23 protein-coding genes and 1 tRNA gene are annotated in these 21,338 nt (G+C 30.9%); 20 read left to right on the forward strand and 4 right to left on the reverse strand.

Annotation, left to right across the window (positions count from 1 at the left end; genetic code table 11):
* Positions 1–214: 214 nt before the first annotated feature.
* The 3 genes from B5E75_RS12165 to B5E75_RS12175 are packed head-to-tail and all read left to right on the forward strand — an operon-like array spanning position 215 to position 4,188.
* Positions 215–1,258 carry a lysylphosphatidylglycerol synthase transmembrane domain-containing protein gene (locus B5E75_RS12165; protein ID WP_241146669.1) on the forward strand — a complete coding sequence of 348 codons (1,044 nt, stop codon included), beginning with the start codon at positions 215–217 and terminating at the stop codon, positions 1,256–1,258.
* Between the two features lie 4 nt (positions 1,259–1,262).
* The gene (locus B5E75_RS12170) at positions 1,263–3,248 is read left to right on the forward strand and encodes a glycosyltransferase (RefSeq protein WP_087359589.1); all 1,986 of its coding nucleotides are present in this window, start codon (positions 1,263–1,265) and stop codon (positions 3,246–3,248) included.
* The gene (locus tag B5E75_RS12175) at positions 3,241–4,188 is read left to right on the forward strand and encodes an HD domain-containing protein (RefSeq protein ID WP_087359591.1); all 948 of its coding nucleotides are present in this window, start codon (positions 3,241–3,243) and stop codon (positions 4,186–4,188) included. Before B5E75_RS12170 ends, B5E75_RS12175 begins: the two co-directional genes overlap by 8 nt.
* A 24-nt stretch (positions 4,189–4,212) precedes the next feature.
* Here B5E75_RS12175 and B5E75_RS12180 read toward each other — a convergent pair whose 3' ends face one another.
* Genes B5E75_RS12180 through B5E75_RS12195 form a run of 4 tightly spaced genes read right to left on the reverse strand, consistent with a single transcriptional unit; the run spans position 4,213 to position 7,597 of the window.
* A complete protein-coding gene (locus B5E75_RS12180; protein WP_087359593.1) occupies positions 4,213–5,244 on the reverse strand; it encodes a glycosyltransferase family 4 protein in 1,032 nt (343 codons plus the stop codon).
* A gap of 53 nt (positions 5,245–5,297) precedes the next feature.
* Positions 5,298–5,708, reverse strand: coding sequence for an HIT family protein (locus tag B5E75_RS12185; protein ID WP_087359595.1), 411 nt, complete (start codon positions 5,706–5,708; stop codon positions 5,298–5,300).
* Between the two features lie 54 nt (positions 5,709–5,762).
* Entirely contained in the window at positions 5,763–6,620 is an 858-nt protein-coding gene (locus B5E75_RS12190) for a peptidylprolyl isomerase (RefSeq protein ID WP_087359597.1), read from the reverse strand.
* Complete coding sequence (locus tag B5E75_RS12195; protein ID WP_087359599.1) at positions 6,620–7,597, reverse strand: peptidylprolyl isomerase; 978 nt, start codon at positions 7,595–7,597, stop codon at positions 6,620–6,622. The genes B5E75_RS12190 and B5E75_RS12195 overlap by 1 nt, the downstream gene beginning before the upstream one ends.
* A 224-nt stretch (positions 7,598–7,821) precedes the next feature.
* Between B5E75_RS12195 and B5E75_RS15115 the strand changes: the two genes are divergently transcribed.
* The 17 genes from B5E75_RS15115 (at position 7,822) to B5E75_RS12280 (ending at position 21,296) form a co-directional block, all read left to right on the forward strand.
* Positions 7,822–7,899 (forward strand): YjcZ family sporulation protein, encoded by a 78-nt coding sequence (locus tag B5E75_RS15115; RefSeq protein WP_081652836.1) that lies wholly within the window; start codon positions 7,822–7,824, stop codon positions 7,897–7,899.
* Between the two features lie 126 nt (positions 7,900–8,025).
* Positions 8,026–8,829 carry a Fe-S cluster assembly ATPase SufC gene (sufC, locus tag B5E75_RS12205; RefSeq protein WP_087359604.1) on the forward strand — a complete coding sequence of 268 codons (804 nt, stop codon included), beginning with the start codon at positions 8,026–8,028 and terminating at the stop codon, positions 8,827–8,829.
* A 1-nt stretch (position 8,830) separates the two neighbouring features.
* Positions 8,831–9,757 carry a SufB/SufD family protein gene (locus B5E75_RS12210; protein ID WP_087359606.1) on the forward strand — a complete coding sequence of 309 codons (927 nt, stop codon included), beginning with the start codon at positions 8,831–8,833 and terminating at the stop codon, positions 9,755–9,757.
* Between the two features lies 1 nt (position 9,758).
* A complete protein-coding gene (locus tag B5E75_RS12215; protein ID WP_087359608.1) occupies positions 9,759–10,988 on the forward strand; it encodes an aminotransferase class V-fold PLP-dependent enzyme in 1,230 nt (409 codons plus the stop codon).
* Positions 10,972–11,409, forward strand: a complete 438-nt coding sequence (gene sufU, locus B5E75_RS12220) for a Fe-S cluster assembly sulfur transfer protein SufU (RefSeq protein ID WP_087359610.1) — start codon at positions 10,972–10,974, stop codon at positions 11,407–11,409. Before B5E75_RS12215 ends, sufU begins: the two co-directional genes overlap by 17 nt.
* A 2-nt stretch (positions 11,410–11,411) precedes the next feature.
* Positions 11,412–12,818 (forward strand): Fe-S cluster assembly protein SufB, encoded by a 1,407-nt coding sequence (sufB, locus tag B5E75_RS12225; protein WP_087359612.1) that lies wholly within the window; start codon positions 11,412–11,414, stop codon positions 12,816–12,818.
* Positions 12,811–13,347 carry a 5-formyltetrahydrofolate cyclo-ligase gene (locus B5E75_RS12230; protein WP_087359614.1) on the forward strand — a complete coding sequence of 179 codons (537 nt, stop codon included), beginning with the start codon at positions 12,811–12,813 and terminating at the stop codon, positions 13,345–13,347. The genes sufB and B5E75_RS12230 overlap by 8 nt, the downstream gene beginning before the upstream one ends.
* A 51-nt stretch (positions 13,348–13,398) precedes the next feature.
* A complete protein-coding gene (locus B5E75_RS12235; RefSeq protein ID WP_087359617.1) occupies positions 13,399–14,052 on the forward strand; it encodes a sporulation protein YunB in 654 nt (217 codons plus the stop codon).
* An 8-nt stretch (positions 14,053–14,060) separates the two neighbouring features.
* Positions 14,061–14,927, forward strand: coding sequence for a hypothetical protein (locus B5E75_RS12240; protein ID WP_087359620.1), 867 nt, complete (start codon positions 14,061–14,063; stop codon positions 14,925–14,927).
* Between the two features lie 42 nt (positions 14,928–14,969).
* Entirely contained in the window at positions 14,970–16,418 is a 1,449-nt protein-coding gene (locus B5E75_RS12245; RefSeq protein ID WP_087359623.1) for a methyltransferase domain-containing protein, read from the forward strand.
* 48 nt (positions 16,419–16,466) lie between these two features.
* Positions 16,467–17,552: a metallophosphoesterase gene (locus B5E75_RS12250; protein WP_087359626.1), complete on the forward strand. Its 1,086-nt coding sequence runs from the start codon at positions 16,467–16,469 to the stop codon at positions 17,550–17,552.
* Between the two features lie 111 nt (positions 17,553–17,663).
* Positions 17,664–18,011, forward strand: coding sequence for a PadR family transcriptional regulator (locus B5E75_RS12255; protein ID WP_087359628.1), 348 nt, complete (start codon positions 17,664–17,666; stop codon positions 18,009–18,011).
* Positions 18,004–18,645, forward strand: coding sequence for a DUF3887 domain-containing protein (locus B5E75_RS12260; RefSeq protein WP_162607691.1), 642 nt, complete (start codon positions 18,004–18,006; stop codon positions 18,643–18,645). The genes B5E75_RS12255 and B5E75_RS12260 overlap by 8 nt, the downstream gene beginning before the upstream one ends.
* Complete coding sequence (locus B5E75_RS12265) at positions 18,642–18,950, forward strand: hypothetical protein (protein WP_087359634.1); 309 nt, start codon at positions 18,642–18,644, stop codon at positions 18,948–18,950. The genes B5E75_RS12260 and B5E75_RS12265 overlap by 4 nt, the downstream gene beginning before the upstream one ends.
* A gap of 11 nt (positions 18,951–18,961) precedes the next feature.
* Positions 18,962–19,657, forward strand: coding sequence for a DUF3784 domain-containing protein (locus tag B5E75_RS12270; protein WP_087359637.1), 696 nt, complete (start codon positions 18,962–18,964; stop codon positions 19,655–19,657).
* Between the two features lie 305 nt (positions 19,658–19,962).
* Positions 19,963–21,120: a PucR family transcriptional regulator gene (locus B5E75_RS12275; protein ID WP_087359640.1), complete on the forward strand. Its 1,158-nt coding sequence runs from the start codon at positions 19,963–19,965 to the stop codon at positions 21,118–21,120.
* A gap of 100 nt (positions 21,121–21,220) precedes the next feature.
* Positions 21,221–21,296 (forward strand) — tRNA-Val (locus B5E75_RS12280).
* The last annotated feature ends 42 nt before the right edge of the window (positions 21,297–21,338 follow it).

Consider the following 21,338-nt stretch of genomic DNA (forward strand, 5'->3'; position numbering starts at 1 on the left):
TAACCATGCCGAACACAGAAGTTAAGCATCATAGCGGCGAAGATAGTGGGCAACTGCGACAATAGCACGCTGCCAGTTCACATGACGGTCCAGTCTTCTTCTGGTTCCGTCCTTTTTTTATTCACTTCATTGCTCTTTTGTAGTAAAATGATTATAGGAAATCTCTACGTTATTCTATATTATTATAAAAGAGAAGGGAGGATTTAATAATTGCTTGCAATTATTAGCTAATATGTTAAATGGTAAAAAAAAATATATTTTAAATATCGCTATTATAGTCATTATTAGTGCAACAGTCGTTTGTTTATCTATTGGTAATCAGTGGAAGCAAGTAATCAATGCTTTTACTCATGCGAAAATATTATGGATTGTTTTAATGTCTATAGTTATGTTTTTATACTATATATTTGATGCTTTTTCCCTTCTCTATTTTGGACGAGCATACAAAAAAGATTATACTTATAAACAATCTTTTGTTAATGCTATTAGTGGTACTTTTTTTAATGGTATTACTCCTTTTGCCAGTGGGGGACAATTTGCTCAAGTATATATTTTTAATAAGCAAGGTATCGCACCTACATATTCTGCAAGTATCCTTTTAATGTGTTTTATCTGTTATCAAAGTGTACTTGTCATTTATACGGGTGTTGTGTTAATATTTAAATATCAGTATTTTATGAGTCAACCTGCTATTTTTAGCTTGGTTATGCTTGGTTTTTTGATTAATTTTATCGTGATTGCAGCTCTATTTGGTGGAGCCAAATCACGTATTTTACAAAATTTTTTAACTCATACTGTATTAAAATTACTATATAAAGTCCATATAGTTAAAGACTATGAATCAACATGTTTTAAAGTTAAAAATTATTTAGCTGATTTTAGAGATCAATTAAAATTTTTACAAAAAAACAAACCTGTCTTGATTCGTTCATGTATATGTAATTTTATCAAATTAACAATTATATATAGTATGCCTTTCTTTGCTGCTAAAGCTCTTAATTTAAATGTCACAATGGCAGATTTTTTGGATTTTATTGGATTGTGTTCATGTATATATCTTATTAATGCTTTTTTACCAATTCCCGGAGCAAGTGGAGGAAGTGAAGGTGTTTACCTTTTACTATTTAGTTTTTTAGGACCTGTTGGTGTTTCTTCATCAATGTTTTTATGGCGATTTATGTCATATTATATGGGTCTTATTATAGGTGCATTAGTCTTTTCATTAGATAAAGAAATTAATCGTACAAGATTGGAGTAATGATATGAATATAGCTTTGTTTAGTGACACATACTTACCAGATATTAATGGAGTTGCCACATCTACACACATTTTAAAAAAAGAATTAAAGAAGCATGGACATCATGTTCTAGTGGTGACAACAATATTACCACACAATAGTGATTATATAGATGAAGATCAAGATATTTTACGATTACCTGGTATTGATTTAAAAAAATTATATGGATATCGTGCATCTAATATATATTCATTTAAAGGTATGAAAGAATTAAAAGAATTTCAGCCAGATATTATTCATGTCCAGACAGAATTTGGTATTGGTATTTTTGGAAAAATTGCGGGTGAAATTTTAAATATTCCTGTATGTTATACGTATCATACGATGTGGGCTGATTATTCTCATTATATTACACCTGGCAATTTAAAAGCAGTTGACCAGGCTGCTAAAAAAATCATTGAAAAAATTTCTAAAATATATGGAAATAGTTGTTCTGAATTGATTGTTCCTTCTCAAAAAACGGCAGATGTGTTAAAAACATATGGCATCACCAATTCTATCCATGTTATTCCTACAGGATTAGAGTTAGAATCATTTTCAATTGAAAATAAGAATCAGAAACTTGTAGATGATATCCAAACACAATATCATCTACAAGATAAATTTGTTGTAATATTTTTAGGTCGTATTGCTCCTGAAAAGAGTATAGAGATTCTTATTGATGCAATGCAAGACATAGTCAAAATTAATCAAAAGATTTGTTTAATGATTGTAGGAGGAGGACCTCAATTAGAGGAATTGAAAACGATTGTTCAACAAAAAAAATTACAGGATTTTATCTTTTTTACAGGCCCAAAAGAAAGCATTTATGTACCCTCATTTTATCATGCTGCACAGTTATTTGTATCAGCTTCTATGACGGAAACACAGGGATTGACTTTTATAGAGGCAATGGCTAGTGGCTTGCCTGTTTTAGCACGTTATGATAAAAATCTGGATGGCGTTATTGTAGATGGGCAAAATGGTTATTTCTTTAAAAATCAGGAAGATTTGGTTCAAAAAATTATTCAGCTTTCTCAAAGTGATCTTCAACAACTTTCTTATCAAGCTAGAAATGATGCACAAAAATATAGCAGTGAAAATTTTTATCAAAAAATAATTCAGACATATGAATTGGCTTTATCAAAGCACCATTACTGTTATCAAGTTGTATCTATCACTCCTGAAAATAATCATCAATATACTGTCGCATTTCAATTTGACCATCATCAAATTTTGTTGACGCTTTCTGGACAAGTCATAGAACGTTATGGTTTATCAGTTGGTCAGGTTGTTGATAGAGAAGAATTAGATGCATTAAAAGATCAGGAGCAGGTTTCTAGAGCATATAAACTAGCTTTAAAATATTTGACGTATAAAGATTATACTTATGCGAAAATGCAAAAGAAACTGATGGATAAAGGAGATTTTGATGATATTCAAGTTGAAATGACAATGGATTTATTAATGCAAAAGAATCTTATTGATGATGTTGAATATACACAGAGTTATTTTCAAAAAGCAACTCGATTAGGGATGGGAATAAATAAGATTATGCACCATCTTAAAAAAGAAGGTGTTTCGCCTTTTATTATTGATGAGTTTTTAGAGGAATACTCACAAGATTTGGAATATGATAAGGCGATAGAGTTAGTTCAAAAGCTTTATAATGAAAATACAAGTAGACCTCAATATGCTTTAATTCAAACCATCAGAAATAAATTATTTAATAAAGGTTTTTCACAAGATGTTGTAGAAAAAGCTATTGAGAATTTCGATTTTTCAATACCTAAAGAACACACTATGAATTTATTAACTAAAGAATATTATCGTGTTTATAATCGTTATAAAAATAGATATCAATCTCATATTTTAAAAAGTAAAATTATTACTTTTCTTGTCCAAAAAGGATATGAATATGATGATGTTTTAGAAATTATTGAACAATTATGGGAGGACACAAATGATTAAAATTAAAGATATGAAATGTGGAGATGATAATGTAGAATTTACAGCTATGATTTCACATATCACTTTAGGAAAGACAAATGGTGCACATAAAAGTAATTATTTAAGTATTGTTTTTCAAGATGAAACTGGGACAATTGATGCTAAATTATGGAATGCCAGTCAGGAACATATTGAATCATTAAAGGCAGGAGCTGTTGTCAGAGCAAAAGGTGATATTATTAAGTATAGTGATAATCGTCAGATGAAAATTATTTCTATAGATGATGTTTCATATCAGCACTCATTACAGTTGCAGTTTTTAGCAAAAGCACCAATGAATGATGAGATGATGATGACTGAATTGAAACAATATGTTCAGCGTATTTCTAATCCTAAGCTTTATGTTATTACAAAACATCTTATAGAACAAAACTTTGAAAAGATGAAGATTTATCCAGCTGCCAGCAAAAATCATCATGCTTTTACATCAGGGTTAGCTTATCACACATTATCTATGTTGAAAGTTGCTGATGCTTTGATGAGTGTTTATTCAGAATTGAATGCTGATTTATTATATGCAGGTATTTTACTTCATGATATTGGAAAAACAGTTGAATTGAGTGGACCTGTTGTTCCTAGCTATACTTTTGAAGGACAAATGCTTGGACATATTTCTATTGCTCAATCAATGGTTTATGCAGCTGCCAAAGAGTTGAATATTGAAGGTGAAGAAGTGACATTATTACAGCATATGATTTTATCTCATCATGGAAAAAATGAATTTGGTTCACCTGTTTTACCACAGATTAGAGAAGCAGAAATGTTGCATATGATTGATAATATGGATGCTAGAATGAATATGTTTGATAAAACATTGGAAACTCTGGAAGCAGGAGAAACATCTAAGAGAGTCTTTTCATTAGATAATAGAATGATATATAAACCTAAAATGTATGATTAAAAAGCTCTTATAAGTTTTGATAACTTATAAGAGCTTTTTTTGTGCAATGTGAAGATAGAAATCTTTCCACATTTCTTTAACATGTTCTTTAGAATAATATTGACTTATTTCATAAGATGCTTGTTGATATTGATGATAGAGGGATGAATCATTTTTTAAATTTTGTATGATTTGAGCAAAATCCTTATTATTATCTGCAACTAAATATTTATGGAAAAGAATGTCTTCATAAAGTTCTAAATCCCTTAATAAAAGAGGTTTTTGACTATTGATAGCTTCTAATATTGACATAGGAAAAAGCTCGTTATACGAAGGCATAAAAAGCATATCAGCCATATTATAAATATCATTCATGGATTCGCGAGGAATAATACCAATAAAGTGAACATTTTGAGGTGGATTTTCATACAACTGTTTTAATTCTTCATAACCATCTGTAATCTTTCCAAAAGAAAAACCTCCAGCCCAGACAAAAGTAATATCTGGTAACATTTTCGCTACCTCAATAAAATCTTTAACACCTTTACGTGTTTGTACTTGACCTACACCTAAAACAACAAATTGCTTTCTATCAATGTGATATTGATCCCTTGTTTGAAGAATATGATTTTGTTCCTGTTTATAGAAAGTTTCTTTAGAAACAAAATTAGGAATATATTGAATTTTATGTTTATCAATACCAAAACGTACCAGATCTTTAATAAAAATAGGATTCACAACAATTAAATAATCTGCAGTATTATAAAAATGAGTAATATACTTTTTAAATACTGCTAATGCTGAACTCGGTAATTGAATACTTCCATCTAAAGTATCTGGTAAAAAATGGACATAGGCTACATTGACACCTTTATTTCTTTTCATCTTCATCAGATATTGTGGTAAGATTGTATGACAATGAATAATATCAGCAGGTTTAGAATCGTTAATCACTACATCAAAATATTCATTTAATTCATTCTTGACTAAGGCAACTTGTTCAAGATAGGCACTTCCGACACCTTGACCATGCACTTTATCAGCATTCGATAACATATTTATTCTTATTTTACGCATTGTATTCTCCTTTGTTAGTATGAAACGCAAAACAAGAGTTATAATACTCTTGTTTATTTCAATCCTGTTATTTTCTGGTAAATATCATCTAAATTGGCATCTTGACTACGATCTAAATAATGAGCTTCAAATCCATCATGCTGGTCATAACGAGGAATAATATGAATATGAAAATGATGAACTGTTTGTCCTGCAACTTCATTCATATTTGTAATTATATTAAATCCTTTGGCATGAAGTGTACTTTGAATTTGTAAAGCAACTTTTTGAACAATATCCATCATATGAGCTAAGGTTTGTTGATCAACCTCTAAAATATGAGCATAATGTTTTTTTGGTATCACAAGAGTATGTCCATCTGTTGTCTGACTTAAATCAAGAAAAGCCATACAGACATCATCTTCATAAATAATTTTACCCGGAATGTCATGATTGGCAATCTTACAAAAAATACAATTATCCATTTTCCATACCTCCTATTTCTATATTTTACAATAAAAAAGGAATAAGGGAAAGCCTTATTCCAAATAATTATCAGAAATATCCTTGATTTCTGTCTTTAATAAATCATCATAGACATCAAAATGATATTGTTTTAAATAAGCACCTTCAGCTTTTTCCTGCACTTCACCATCACTGGCAAGAGCTGAAGTGATGCCATCAGTATTTTTATGGGCAGTATCATAAAGATACACAACAGCATAATTATCATCACTCAATTTAATGGCTTGACTGTAAACTCCATCCTTGTCAACTTGACTTAAATCAGATAATTTATCTTTTAAATTATCATCTAAAGCAGAATTCTTTGTCACAACACCAGCGTCTTCACTATCACTTCCAAAGTCTTCCATCAATTGATCAAAAGCTTTTTCATCAGTTGCTTTTTCAATAATTTCTAAAGCTTCAGATTCCTTTTCCACAACAATTTTTTTAAAACTACATACTTGATAATCTTTGATGAAATCATCAAGATGTTCTTCAATATATTTTTCACGCAATAATTCCTGCTTAACTTCTGGAATCAAGGCTTCATTCAAATAATCTTCTTTTGATTCATAGCCAAGATTTTTGGCATACTGTTCTAAATCACCATTTGCATACTCGGCATATTCGTCTTCTCTTTCTTTCACTAACTGATCAATTTTGTCCTGATCTGTTATTTCTTGATCAGCAATCTTATCAAGCATTGATGAAACGACAGTTTGTGCTCCATAATTTTGTAACAGATATTCAAAATAATCTTGTTTTGTAATATTTAATTCACTTCCAGTCACCAAAGCATCTTCATGATCAGAAACTTTTACACTATATTGTGAAGAAGAACATCCATATAGTAAACTACCACATAAAAGTAACATAACAACTTTCTTCATTATGCGTTCTCCTTTCTTGCATCATTGCGAATATCTATATTTTCCTTAATGATATCTTGAATTGTTTGTTTAATCGTATCATCATGATATTCAATTTCGTATGTCTGGAAAGCAAGATAAACCATATAGTCATCATATGTCAATAAAGGTGAATCAACATCAACAGTTTTTAATTCCTTTTTTATATCTTCTTTATTAGTATTTGTGCATTTTAAGAAATAGCAACCATCACTGCCTTGAATTTTTTTACTGACTTCACCTTCTTTTAATGTTAGAGCCATAGTTTGAACTTCATCACCATATGTGCTTGATAAATCAGTCTTTTTGTCAACAATACCGATATGACCTTTGGCACTTTTTGTATTATCATCATCAGAGTAATCATAGGCAATGTCTTCAAAACTTTTATTTGTTTTTAATAGTGATTCCACTTCTTTTAATTTTTCATTTTCTTCTTCAGTAGGATTTTCTGGATCACTCATAGAAACTTTAATTAAAGAAATCATTCGAGGTGTTGCCTGTTGATAATAATCATCAAAGACTTCATCGAAGTGGTCATTGACATATTTCTTTAAGAATTCAGCATATTGCAAAGACTGAACTAAAGAATCACGATATTCTTCCATATTTTTAACACCTGTTGATTCTAAGGCATTCTGTAATTCTTCCTGGGCAGTATCACCATATTGATTTTCATAATTGGTTTCAATGTTTTCTACCAACTCATCAGCATTTTCTTCCATATCATCAGTTGCCGGGAAATTTTGACGAATTAACTGATCTAAAACATAAGAAAATAAAGCTTGTTTTCCCTGAGTTGACGTAGCTAAATCTTGATAAAGATCATCAGCTAAAAGATTTGTTTTGTCAATAGCAGCAACAACATCTTTTCCATCCTCTTGGACAGTTTTTGAACTACAGCCACTTAATAAAAGAATGCCAGCAAGTGCAAAACTTATAAGTTTTTTTTGTTTCATAAGAACCTCCTTGATATAAACAATATTATTATACACAATCTTTAGATTTTTTCAACTTTTGTAGGCAAGAACACAAAATTTACGATGATTTTACCATAATATATAGTGTGCATAGGAGGAATGATTATGAAAGAACATTCAGATGGTTTAACAAGTGAAACTATTATCGTATTATGTCTATTTATCATTATTATATTATTTATGTTTATAAAGGGGGAATGGATATGTTAGCACATCAAGGATCATTTACACTTATTTTAGTCCTGTTTATTTTATTAGTAATCATTTGTGGTATTTGTTAAAAGACAGCAATTGCTGTCTTTTATAAGTTATTCATTCATAAAAAGAGGTCATAATAAATTTAATTATCGTATCACTTGACTGAATAAACAAATTACGTAAAATATATCTTCGAAAGGGGCGATTTTATGTCGACTTTAAAAATAGAAAATCTACATGTAGAAGTAGGAGAAAAAGAAATTTTAAAAGGATTAAATTTAGAAATTCACACAGGTGAAGTTCATGCAATTATGGGCCCTAATGGGAATGGAAAATCAACATTACTTTCTACTATTATGGGACATCCTAAATATAAGGTTACAAATGGAAAGATCACACTTGATGGACAAGATGTGCTGGCTATGAGTGTTGATGAACGTGCAAGAGCTGGATTGTTTTTGGGAATGCAGTATCCTCAAGAAATTCCGGGTATTACAAATTCTGATTTTTTAAGAGCAGCCATCAATGCCAAAAGAGAAGAACCTATTTCTTTATTCAAATTTATCCGTATGTTAGATAAAAATATTGAAGAATTAGGAATGGATGAAAACCTTGCACACCGTTATTTGAATGAAGGTTTTTCTGGTGGTGAAAAGAAACGTAATGAAATCTTACAAATGAAGCTTTTACAGCCACGTTTTGCATTACTTGATGAAATCGATTCAGGTTTAGATGTAGATGCTTTAAGAGTCGTCGCTGAAGCTATCAATTCTATGCGTAGTGATGATTTTGGCTGTGTAATGGTTTCACATTATGAAAGAATGTTTGAATTAGTGCAACCAACACATGTTCATGTTTTAGTTCAGGGACAAATTGTGATGAGTGGTGGATATGAATTGATTGAAAAGATTGATCAGGAAGGTTATGAATGGGTGAAAGAATTAGGTTATGAAATTGAACAGAATGAAAGACAACCTATTATTTTAGAGGCTTGTGGAAAAAAGGGACAATAAAATGATATCAGAACAATTGCTTACTAGGATCAAACCTTTTATTGACCTACAACAACCTCAATCTTATTATCTGATTCTTTCATCAAAGACATCTTCTCAAATGCATTTACCACAGGATGTTTTTTATCAAGAGGGTGTTTTAACTTTCAAAAATAAACAGCCAGTGACATTTTATATGATTTATGATGGACAGGAAGATTTACATATGGATATGCATTTTCAAGCATATTGTCAGGTTGATCTCATTGAAATAAAACTTCTTTCATCACAGTGTCATTTATATAAAACAATGCGTCTTGATGAAGGTGCTACTGTCCATGCTTTTAGTGAGAATCTTTCACAATCATCCCAAAGTCACGAAGATGTTTATTTAGAGGCTTATGCAAGTTGTCAATGTGGTTATTCTGAGTTGTCTGATGACGCTTTTGAAGGTGTTTATCACTTCTATCTGGATGGGGTAGAAGCTTCAGCAAAAGTGCGTACAGCCATTCTTGCTAAGGATAGAGAAAGCAAACATTATGAAATTCTTATTCAGCATAATCAACCTATGACACATGGTCAAATGGATAATTATGGTGTTGTGAAAGATCAGGCAAAACTTGTGATTGATGGAATTGGAACGATTACCAAAGGGCAACATGGCTCAGCTGCCCATCAGACCAATAAAATTATGATGTTTGATGAATCTTGTCAGGCTTGTGCGAATCCTTATTTATACATTGATGACTATGATGTTCAGGCTTCTCATGCAGCTGCAGTAGGGAAAATGGATGAAGAACATCTTTATTATCTCCAAAGTCGAGGTTTAAGTAAAAAACAGGCCATGCAGCTTATTACTTATGGATATTTAATGCCAGTTGTAGAAGTTATTGATAATGAAATGATGAAAAAGCATTTTGAAGAATCCTTATCAAAGGTAGGTGCTTAAAATGTTTGATGTCAATCAAATTAGAAAAGATTTTCCAATGTTAAATGGCAAAAAGATGCAAGGACATCCATTGATTTATTTAGATAATGGTGCAACAACATTAAAACCACAAGTTGTTATTGAGAGTGTGTGTGATTATTTAACAAATTATTCTGGAAACGCACATCGTGGAGATTATGATTTATCCCATGAAGTTGATGAGCATTATGAACAGAGCCGAGAGATTGTTCGACAATTTATCAATGCAAAAAGAAAAGAAGAAATTGTTTTTACTTCAGGATCAACAGACTCTTTAAATATGATTGCCTATGGCTATGGATTAACGCATTTAAAAGCCAATGATGAAATTTTAATTACTGTTGCTGAACACGCTTCTAATACTTTGCCCTGGTTTGATGTTGCACGTTTAACAGGGGCAACAGTTCATTATATTAATCTAGATGAAACAGGACGTTTAACTTTAGAAAACGTTCAAAAAGCTGTCACAGAAAAGACAAAAATTATTGCTGTGGCGGAAGTAACCAATGTGCTTGGATATCAGGCACCGATGAAAGATATCTGCCAGTTTGCTCATGAACGTGGGATTGTAGTTGTGGTTGATGGTGCTCAAAGTGTTCCTCATCAAGTTACTGATGTTCAAGATACTGATATAGATTTCTTAGCTTTTTCAGGGCATAAAATGTGTGGACCTACAGGTATTGGTGTCATGTATGGAAAATATGATTTACTAAAAGATATGAAACCGACACGTTTAGGTGGTGGAGCCAATTCACGCTATAACAGTTGTGGAGTTGTCACTTTAAAAGATCCACCTTATCGTTTTGAAGCAGGAACCCCTCATATTGAAGGTGCCATTGGTCTTGCAACAGCTATGCAGTATTTAATGAAAATAGGCATGAATGATATTCATGAATATGAACAGGAACTTAGACAATATTGTATACAAAAAATGTTGCAACTGGATAATGTTCAAGTGTATAATCCTCATTCTATGGGAGCTATTGCCTTTAATATAAAAGGAGTTTTTTCACAGGATGCTGCAAGTTTGTTTAATAGCTATGGGATTGCTATTCGAGCAGGACAGCACTGTGCGAAAATTTTAGATGAATTTTTAAAAGTTTCAACAACTCTACGTGCTTCGTTTTATTTTTATAATACGAAAGAAGAAATTGATGCTTTTATTGAGGTATGTAAAAAAGGAGATGATTTTTTAGATGCATTCTTTAAATGATCCTCAATTATTGAGAGAAATTATTATGGATCATTATGAACATCCACGTAATCGTGGACTTGTGGATGATGATTCTTATTTGAAAATTAATATGAATTCCCAAACATGTATTGATAATTTAGATATTCAAGTCAAATTTGATGGAGATAAAATTGAAGATGTGCGCTATGATGGTGAAGCCTGTGCAATTTGTACATCTTCAACATCTATTATGAGTGAACTTGTCAAAGGAAAAACAAAACAGGAAGCACAAAAAATCATTGATAATTATATGAATATGATTTATGAAAAAGATTATGATCCAGAAATTTTAGAAGAAGCTATTGCATTTCAAAATACATACAAACAGGCCAATCGTATTAAATGTGCAACGCTTGGCTGGAATGGATTAGTCGCATTGATGAAAGAAAGTGAGGAATAGATATGGCAAATATAGATATGGATATTCCTTCAATGAAAAATGATTATGATTTTAAAGATGAAGATGTATCTGTTTTTAAAACACCTAAAGGTTTAAATGAAGATATTGTCAGAGAAATTTCAGCCATAAAAAAAGAACCAGAATGGATGCTGGAATATCGTTTAAAATCTTTAAAATGTTTCTTAGAAAAACCAATGCCAACATGGGGTGTTGATTTAAGTCAGATGAATTTTGATGAATATACATATTACAATCGTCCAAGTGATCATTTATCTGATAAATGGGATGAAGTTCCTGAAACAATTAAAAACACCTTCAACAAGTTAGGAATTCCTGAAGCTGAACAAAAATTTTTAGCCGGAGCTTCAGCACAATATGAATCTGAAGTTGTTTATCATAATATGTTGGAAGAAGTTAAAGAAAAAGGGGTTATTTTCTTAGATATTGATAGTGGTTTAAGAGAATATCCAGAAATCTTTAAGAAATATTTTGATACAGTCATTCCTTATAATGATAATAAGTTTTCTGCTTTAAATGGTGCGGTCTGGTCAGGTGGTTCATTTATCTACGTTCCACCAGGTGTGAAACTTGATAAGCCTTTACAGTCTTATTTTAGAATCAATAGTGAACGAATGGCACAGTTTGAAAGAACTTTGATTATTGTAGATAAAGGATCAGATATTCATTATGTAGAAGGGTGTACAGCACCATCTTATTCTAAGGATTCCTTACATGCTGGTGTTGTAGAAATTGTTGTTTTAGAAGGAGCAAAATGTCGTTATACAACCATTCAGAACTGGTCTAAGAATATTTATAATCTTGTGACACAACGTGCCAAAGTCTATAAAAATGGATCAATGGAATGGGTTGATGGTAATATTGGTTCAGCTGTCACTATGAAATATCCAACTTGTGTTTTAGCTGGCGAAGGTGCAAAAGGGACTTGTATAACGATTGCTGTAGCTGATAGTCATCAGATTTTGGATTCAGGTGCAAAAATGATTCATTTGGCTCCTCATACATCTAGTCAGATTATTTCTAAATCAATTTCTCGTAATGGTGGTAAAGTGAACTATCGCGGTCTTGTCAGACATCAAAAAAATGCCATTGATTCAAAAAGTAAGGTAGAATGTGATACATTGATCTTAGATGAACAATCAACAAGTGATACGGTTCCTACAAATATGATGTTGAACAATGAATCCATCATTGAACACGAAGCAACTGTATCAAAGGTTTCTGAAGATCAGCTTTTCTATCTGATGAGTCGAGGTTTAACAAAAGAACAGGCAACAGAAATGATTGTCATGGGCTTTATTGAACCATTCTCAAGAGAATTACCGATGGAATATGCAGTTGAGCTCAACCAGCTTATTAAACTGGATATGGGAGAAAACAGTATTGGATAAACAACTGTTACGTAAGATTATGAAAGAAAAACGTCTGGCACTGACATCACAGACGTTTTCTTTATATAATCAACAAATACTCTCTAAGGTATTAACTCATCCTCGTGTTCAAGAAGCCAAAATCATTGGTTGTTATGTATCTTTACCTCGTGAAGTAGATACCTTAGCGATTATTCAGACCTTGTTATTACATAAGCGTGTATGTGTTCCTAAAGTAGAAGGGTCACAAATGAATTTTTATGAAATTCATTCGCTTGATGAACTTCATTCAGGATGTTTTCATGTCCTTGAACCTGTAACATCACATTTCATAGAGCCTGGGGACATTGATTGTATGCTTGTTCCTTTGTTGGCTTATGATCAAAACAACTATCGTGTTGGCTATGGAAAAGGTTATTATGATCGTTATTTTCAAAGAAATTTTCATGGTTATAAGATGGGTTTAGCTTTTTCTTTTCAATATGTTGATCATATTGATTATGATGTATACGATTATCCTTTAGATGAGATTATTCATGAAATGTCATAGTAATATGACATTTTTTGATATGAGAAACATATAATATTTTGGTGAAAGAGAATGAAAAAGTGGATCATTACTGTTGTGGTTTTATGTTTATTGTTGATGACTGGGCTGGGAATTGTTTATGTACAATTGATTCCTTTTATTAAAGAATATGGTCAGATGGAAATAGAACGCTTTAATCAGTTGGTGATTTCACACAGTTATTTTACAGATCAAAAACAATATGATGAACTGGTTATTATTGAAAGAAATGAAGAAAATGAAATTGCATTGCTTGATTTTGATATGGTTAAAGTCAATCAATTAGCCAATAGAATTGTTTTGGATATAGAAAATATATATTCACAAATAGAAAATGGCACATATCAGGCTCAAGATGAAAGTTATTACCAAAGACGCATGGAAGAAGTCAGTCAGACAGGTATCATTGCTTCACTTTCTTTGAATACCCTTTTTCATCTTCCTTCCTTTTTGATGCTGCCATCCATCCCATTGACTTATAAGCACCTGTCCAGTGTCGGTAGCAGCATTTCAAAAAAAATTGAAAATTATGGTGTCAATCATGTCATGATTGAACTCTCCATTGATATTAAAATGAATATAGCCATGATTTATCCTTTTTTTGAACAATATCATACTCAAGTCATTTCTATTCCTATTTTGTTAGAAATTTTTCAAGGACAAGTTCCTTTGGTTTATTCCTCATAGAAAGAAGAATGCAAGTGCAAGAATTATTAAAAATGTATTATCATATAGATTGTTCTTTAGATTCAACAGGTTATTTCTATGTTGGAGGACAGCTTTATTATTTATCATTGGTTCAAGAACCCCAAGACTTTTTAAATCGATATCATTATTATCGTTATTTGATGCATCAATGTGGTATGAAAGGTTATGAAATTGTTAGAAATATTTATCAGGAATTATTTACACAGGGTTATGTGTTGCTTCTTTATCAAAAAGATCATTTCTCATTAAAACAATATATTCATCAGACAATGATGATCTACCGATTTCCTAAATTAAAAGTTCAACAGATTAAAGAACAGTGGATTTGTAAGATTGATCAGGCTAGAGAAAAAGTCAAAGACTATGCTTACAGCTTTAAACATGACCAAGATATTATTTCACTCATTTATTATTATTGTGGTCTTGGAGAAAACAGTATTAATATATTAAATTATATCTTACAGATTGATAAACAGGCTTCTTTGCCTGTGTCTTTATCTTTGACACAGCCTTTTTTTGAATATGTTTATGAACTTCTTAATCCCTGCTGTTATATTTTTTCAACACGTATGAGGCATCTTTCATGTTTAGTATCAAGCCAAATAATCACATATGTTCAATTACAAAATATATTAGAAACACATTACTTTGATGTTTATGAAATCATTTATTTATATGCTAGAATGTTATATCCTTCTTATTTTTTTGAATGTTTACTACAAGATTTACTTGATGAAAAAAAGGTTGCATTTTTTTATCAACAAATGAAACAAAATCAAGATATGTATGTACAAATGTTCAGGATTCTATCTTTTTATGTGACACTACCTAAAATCAGTTGGATAAATTGTTGAAATATGGTATAATATTGCACAGTTAGTTGAGAGGGTTGTCGTATGGATTTAATTAATAGTATAAAAAGAAATGAAAGTATAAGAGAGTCACTGATTCGTTTAAAAGCATCATCTCAATGTGATTCTTTACTTCAAAAAGATCAACAATTCAAACAGAAATTAATTGAATTTTTATCTCATGAAGATCCTAAAGTGCGTAAAAACAGTGCCATATTACTTGGAAAATATGCCAATACTGTCAATATATTATTAGATGCCTATGATCAAGAACAAACAGAATATGTCAAAGAAGCCTATTTGACTGGAATTGCCCAGCAAGATTGTCGTGCCTATATTCAAAGATTGAAAGATATTCAAAATCAATTGATTCATGCTTCTGAAATGACAAAACATATTCAGGCACAATTAAAGATATTGAATCCCCTGATTTTAAAAAATCAGGTACATAAACGTAAAATCATTAAATTAAAACACGAACCAGTTGATGTTGTTTTAACATCTTTACCTTATTATCAGTTTGTTTTATTTGAATCTGTTTTGCATTTAAAATATAAACCAGTGACACAAGGAGTTCTGGTACGTACAGATTCTTTATACGATCTTTTAAATATTAGAACTTATCATGATATGTTGATTCCCTTAGCTGGAGCTACAGGGTTAAATATTGATTTGGATAGTATTATGGCTGGTTTTCAAAGATGTCATTTAGAAACGATTTTAGATAAACTTTATGATGATCATTCATTGTTTTATTTTAGAGTTGCGGATGAAACAAGAGAAAAACATCCTGCTTTAATTAAAAAAGTTTCACAAAAGATCTTTGAACTCTATCCAGATCGTCTGTTGAATACAACTGATGGTTATGATATTGAAATTGTGCTTAAAGAAATGAAAAAAGATAAGGTTAATGCTTATTTGAGATTAACGCATTTAAAAAGTTCTCGTTTTGAATATCGTCGTGAAATTATTTCTAATTCAATGCAGCCTTATATTGCTGCAACACTTGTACAACTTGCAAAACCTTATATGAAAGAACAAGGAAAGGTGCTTGATCCTTTTGTTGGTTGTGGAACTTTGTTGATTGAAAAAAATTATGTTGTACCTTCAAAATTTGCGATGGGAATAGATGTTTTTGGTAAAGGAATTGAAGCAGCAAGAAAGAATAGTAAAGCAGCAGGACAAAACATTTATTTTGTGCATAAAGATGCCCTGCGTTTTGTAAACAATGAAATGTTTGATGAAATCATTACAGATATGCCAACTTTACCTCAAATGAACGATCCTCAATTATTGCATGAACTCTATGACCGTTTCTTTGCTCGTATTCATCGTCTTGTCAAACCAAAAGGCTATGTTTTTCTATATACAAGTGAAATCTCACTGGTACGTAAAAATTTAAGATTACAGGAAGGATATCTCACACTTGTTGAACATTATGAAATTCCTCGTGGGAAAAATATGTTTTATTTCTTTATTATGCAGTTAAAATAACCTACGCTATGTAGGTTATTTTCCATATTCAATGAAAGGAGTCAATCAATGTCTATTTTATTCTTTTTCATTCTTATTCCACCTATTTTGTATTTTCAATTTTATTTTCGAAGAATCATTCTATGCTTTTATCCCCATCCAAACATATTTATACGTCTTTTCAGCTGGATTTTTGCTTTGCTTTTTGTTTTACCAGCATATAATCTTTTTCGTTTTTGGGCTGTTGTTGTTTATCATTTGTTTGCTTTTGCATTAATCTGTGATCTTGTGATGTGGATTTTACATCAAAGAAAAGTTCATAATATATTGTTAAATAAGATTTATCATTTAGGAGTGATTCCTTTACTTTGTTTAGCAATTCTTTTAGGATATGCTTATTATCATATGCAAGATGTACAAACTGTTCATTATACAGTTACAACATCGAAATCATTATCAAAAGATTATACAATCGCTTTTATAAGTGATTTACATTTTCCTACGACCATGAATCAAAAAAAGCTCCAGAAGTATTGTCAAGATATATCTAAAGAAAAACCGGATCTGGTATTGTTGGGTGGAGATATTGTTGATGAAAGAACATCATATCAGGAAATGAAACAAACATTTGAAACATTATCAATGATTGAAAGTCAATATGGTATTTATTATGTATATGGTAATCATGATCAAGCTTTATATGTTGAAAAACCTGCTTTTACACCAGAAATGTTGAAACAGACAATAGAAGATTGTCATATTCATATTTTATGTGATGAAGTGGTATCTATTCATGATGATATTGTCTTGATTGGACGTGATGATCGTAGTCATCAAAGACTTCCTTTAGAAACAATAATCGAAGATATATCTCATGATAAGTTTTTATTGTTGATGGATCATCAGCCAGTAGACTTAGAAAAAAATAATCAGCTAGTGATTGATTTGCAAGTTTCCGGACATACACATGGTGGACAGATTTTTCCTGTAGGTATTTTAAGTCAATGGCTGGGCTTTGGTGAAATGAATTATGGTTATCGCCAACTGTCTTCTATGCAAGTCATTGTTTCCTCAGGTATTGCAGGATGGGGTTATCCTTTAAGAACAGGTTCTCAATCAGAATATGTGATGATTCATATACAAAGTCATCATTGATAGAAAGAGATAGGTTATTAAAACTTATCTTTTTTTATGCTTTTGATTGAAAATAATATATTTAAGTATTACAATATATTTAGTAATACTAAATAGAAAAGAAGTGATTCAATGAATGAAAGATATGAACGACAATTAAAGAAAGGAATTTTAGAAATATTAGTTTTACAACTTCTTTTAAAAGAAAAAATGTATGGTTATCAAATGATTTTATGTATGAAAGAAAAGAGTCAGGGCATGTTTGAGATGAAAGAAGGAACACTTTATCCTATATTATATCGTTTAGAAGATGATGGACTTGTAGAAAGTCAATGGAGTGTACCTCAAAATAAAGAATCATCTCGAAAATATTATTGCTTAACTGAAAAAGGAAAAGAACAATTAAAGGCTCTTAAATTATTATGGAAAAGATATGTCAAAGCAGTTGATGAAATATTAGGAGATGAGAATCATGAATAAAAAACAATATATTAAAAAAGTTATAAGATTATTGGGATGTTCTCGACAACAGAAAAGAAAGATTCAGCTGGATTTAGAAAACGATATCGAAATGGCGTTGAAACAGGGAGAATCTTTAGAAGATATTATACAAAGAATGGGGGCACCAGAAGAAGTAGCACGAGAGTTTAATGAAAATATGGGTGTGCAACCACCTCGTTCACATAAAAAAATGATTATCATTATCATAGGTCTTCTTGTTGGCGTGGGCTTAGCTGTTTTTCTATTTATACGTTCTATGATTCCAGAGTATACTGACCTTCAAGATTCTTCCTATTTTCAACAAGAACAAGTGGCTCAAATCATGGCAGAAGTCATTTTAGATGTTTCACCTTTAGATGAACAAAGTTTGATTGAACGTTGCGATGAAACAATGGCACAAACTTTAACAGAACATTCGTTAAGTGAAGCTTTAGAATCATTAGGTGAATTAGGTGATTTTCAACGTATTACAAGCGAAAGATATGTTGAAGTTAATCAAAATGGTTATATTTGTGTCATTGGTGAAATTGTGGCATTATATCAAAAAAGAAGTGTGACTTATACGATTACACTTGATCAAAATTATCAGTTAGCAGGATTATACATGAAATGAAAGAAAATATAACATCTTTAATCCTAGCAATAGCATGTTTTGTGATAGCAAAGGCACATTTTAAAGGAAATGTATCTTCTATTCATAGCTATCATCTTAGACGTATTCAAGAAGGAAATCTTAAGGACTATGCCAAAACAATGGGGACAGGTATGTTAATAATTGGTCTAGGTTGTTTGATGAATCTTTTGGCTCGTTTATTTCATTTATTTATATTAGGTAAAATAGGTGTGGTCATTGGACTTGTTGTCGGGATTGTTATGATGATCTATGCTCAGATGAAATATAATCATGGTATCTTTTAGGAGGAAATTTTATGGGTATCATTTTATTTATTATATTTTTGATAGTATCGCTTTTGTTGTTGATGGGGAAAGGTAGTTTTTTAATTGCTGGATATAATACAGCCAGTGCAAAAGAAAAGGCACAATATAATGAAAAAAAGCTATGTCGTATTGTCGGTGTTGGTTTACTTATAGTAACCTTAGGAATAGGTTCATTGATGATTTTTGACTCTCTTGGACTTTATTTGATGATTGGTTCATTTCTTATAGGAATCGCTATTATTTTGATAGGAAGTAAATTTGCCACTATTGTTCCAGTTAAAAAATTAAATCGTTCACTGATAGGAAGTATGATAGCTGTTTTATTGATAAGTGGATTGATATGTTTTGTGATGTTTACAGGAAATATTCAAATTGAATATCAAAGCACTTCACTACACTTATCTGGTTCACTTGTTTCTGATTCACAGGTGAATTATGAGGATATTGTTCAAATAGAATATCGTGAAGATTTTGATGTTGGAAGAAAGAAGAATGGTGTAAATAATGCAAAAATTGAGGCAGGAAGATATGAAAATGATGAACTAGGAACTTATCGTCTGTATAGCTATACAAATAGTCCCGCTTATGTTTTGATAGAAACGAAAGAGGGATGGTATGTTATAAGTGATCAGACAGAAAAACAGACATTTAAGCATTATCAAAAATTACAATCTATACTAAAATAACGTGGCTTAGCCACGTTATTTCTATTATTTGTAGAATAAAGAGAAGAATTTTGAAAAACTCGCACAATTAAAATAATTCTCACATTTCACCCAAGAAGGGCAAGTTTTAGGTTGTTGGACTAATGAGAAATAATCAAAAGAAACGTTCATAATTTTACCTCCTCTATGATGATGAATTTTTATTGACACTTATATTATATGTCTTTTTTGATAAAAGAAAAGGAGCTGAGAATATAAATATATCTGTTGATTTTTGTGCAATTTGCACAAATATAAGTGTATAATAAAAGAGAGTGGGTGAGAGTATGGGATTTACAATCGAAGATGCTTTAAATGAAACAAAAAACTTATATCAATTAACATTGTTGTGTGGTGAAAAAGGTTGTGCTAATGCGATGAGCTGGGTTCATCTGATAGAAGATACAACGACGATTCAGCAATTATGGGGTAAAGAATTGATTGTGACAAGTGGGGTTGGCTTTCAAAAAGAAGGGGCTTTATTAGAACTTGTTGAATATCTTGTCAAATATCATAGTGTTGGTTTGATTATTAATACTGGAAAATATATATTTGAAGTTCCCCAAGATGTTTTAGATTATTGTGAAGCTAATGATTTTCCTTTACTTGTTTCACCATGGCATATTCACATGATGGATTTAATTAAAGATTTTTGTATGCGTTGTTTATTTTCACAAAGAGAAGATTATCAGATTACACAATATTTTCAAAATATTTTTAGTGATCCACGAACAATTGAAGAAAACAGAGTGGAACTTATGCGACATTTTGATGTAGATGGCAGTTTTCAAGTTTTGCTTATAGATATTGAAGATGCCAGTCAGTATAGTGAAATTGAAAGAAGAAAATTATCCATGCAGTTGCAGCTTTATTTTGAAAAAATAGAATGTCCTTATAGTTTTTTCTGGTATGATGGCTATTATGTTTTAATTGTTAATAATTTGTTAGAAGATGTTTTTTTGAATCTTGTTCATTCAATGTATCGTCGTGCTAAAGGAAGAATGAAAGTCAAATCTTTGTATGTTGGAATTGGAACAAAGATGTCGGATATCAGACAATTACATTTAAGCTATCAAAGAGCTTTATCAGCAGTTGCTCTAGCAAGATTATTTGAAAAAAATATTATGTGTTTTGACGAGATGGGAATTTATCAGATTTTATTTTCTATTCAAGATCAAAAGATTCTTTCTGATATGTATCATCACTTACTGGATGTATTGATTCGTTATGATCAAAAACATCATGGAGAATTAGAAAAAACATTGTATTATTATTTAAAATATGATGGAAGTCCACAAAAAATTGCTAAAAATATGTATACTCATCGTAATACTGTCAATTATCGTATTGAAAAGATTAAGAAGTTATTAAATAATGATTTAGATACTTTTGAAGATAAATTTCCATATATGATGGCTTTTTATATTGCGAAAATGATGAAATAAAAAGAAATAAAAATTTTGGTTAGAAAATTTCTATTTTCTTTTTATTTTTTTGCTTGACGAGTGCATATCCGTATGCTATTATAAGGGAGCACTAGAAAATGGAGGTTTAGCTCAGTTGGGAGAGCATCTGCCTTACAAGCAGAGGGTCAGCGGTTCGAGCCCGTTAACCTCCACCATTTATTTGCCGGCTTAGCTCAATTGGTAGAGCAACTGACTTG

It is taken from the genome of Massiliimicrobium timonense, assembly GCF_002160865.1.
GTDB lineage: Bacteria > Bacillota_I > Bacilli_A > Erysipelotrichales > Coprobacillaceae > Allocoprobacillus.

Coding starts and splice junctions, on each gene's coding strand:
- B5E75_RS12265 (WP_087359634.1), top strand. CDS start 18,642: ATGAAAGAAAATATAACATCTTTAATCCTAGCAATAGCATGTTTTGTG.
- B5E75_RS12210 (WP_087359606.1), top strand. CDS start 8,831: ATGATATCAGAACAATTGCTTACTAGGATCAAACCTTTTATTGACCTA.
- B5E75_RS12175 (WP_087359591.1), top strand. CDS start 3,241: ATGATTAAAATTAAAGATATGAAATGTGGAGATGATAATGTAGAATTT.
- B5E75_RS12260 (WP_162607691.1), top strand. CDS start 18,004: ATGAATAAAAAACAATATATTAAAAAAGTTATAAGATTATTGGGATGT.
- B5E75_RS12185 (WP_087359595.1), bottom strand. CDS start 5,708: ATGGATAATTGTATTTTTTGTAAGATTGCCAATCATGACATTCCGGGT.
- B5E75_RS12240 (WP_087359620.1), top strand. CDS start 14,061: ATGCAAGTGCAAGAATTATTAAAAATGTATTATCATATAGATTGTTCT.
- B5E75_RS12170 (WP_087359589.1), top strand. CDS start 1,263: ATGAATATAGCTTTGTTTAGTGACACATACTTACCAGATATTAATGGA.
- sufB (WP_087359612.1), top strand. CDS start 11,412: ATGGCAAATATAGATATGGATATTCCTTCAATGAAAAATGATTATGAT.
- B5E75_RS12180 (WP_087359593.1), bottom strand. CDS start 5,244: ATGCGTAAAATAAGAATAAATATGTTATCGAATGCTGATAAAGTGCAT.
- sufC (WP_087359604.1), top strand. CDS start 8,026: ATGTCGACTTTAAAAATAGAAAATCTACATGTAGAAGTAGGAGAAAAA.
- B5E75_RS12275 (WP_087359640.1), top strand. CDS start 19,963: ATGGGATTTACAATCGAAGATGCTTTAAATGAAACAAAAAACTTATAT.
- B5E75_RS12270 (WP_087359637.1), top strand. CDS start 18,962: ATGGGTATCATTTTATTTATTATATTTTTGATAGTATCGCTTTTGTTG.
- B5E75_RS12235 (WP_087359617.1), top strand. CDS start 13,399: ATGAAAAAGTGGATCATTACTGTTGTGGTTTTATGTTTATTGTTGATG.
- sufU (WP_087359610.1), top strand. CDS start 10,972: ATGCATTCTTTAAATGATCCTCAATTATTGAGAGAAATTATTATGGAT.
- B5E75_RS15115 (WP_081652836.1), top strand. CDS start 7,822: ATGTTAGCACATCAAGGATCATTTACACTTATTTTAGTCCTGTTTATT.
- B5E75_RS12195 (WP_087359599.1), bottom strand. CDS start 7,597: ATGAAACAAAAAAAACTTATAAGTTTTGCACTTGCTGGCATTCTTTTA.
- B5E75_RS12250 (WP_087359626.1), top strand. CDS start 16,467: ATGTCTATTTTATTCTTTTTCATTCTTATTCCACCTATTTTGTATTTT.
- B5E75_RS12255 (WP_087359628.1), top strand. CDS start 17,664: ATGAATGAAAGATATGAACGACAATTAAAGAAAGGAATTTTAGAAATA.
- B5E75_RS12245 (WP_087359623.1), top strand. CDS start 14,970: ATGGATTTAATTAATAGTATAAAAAGAAATGAAAGTATAAGAGAGTCA.
- B5E75_RS12190 (WP_087359597.1), bottom strand. CDS start 6,620: ATGAAGAAAGTTGTTATGTTACTTTTATGTGGTAGTTTACTATATGGA.
- B5E75_RS12215 (WP_087359608.1), top strand. CDS start 9,759: ATGTTTGATGTCAATCAAATTAGAAAAGATTTTCCAATGTTAAATGGC.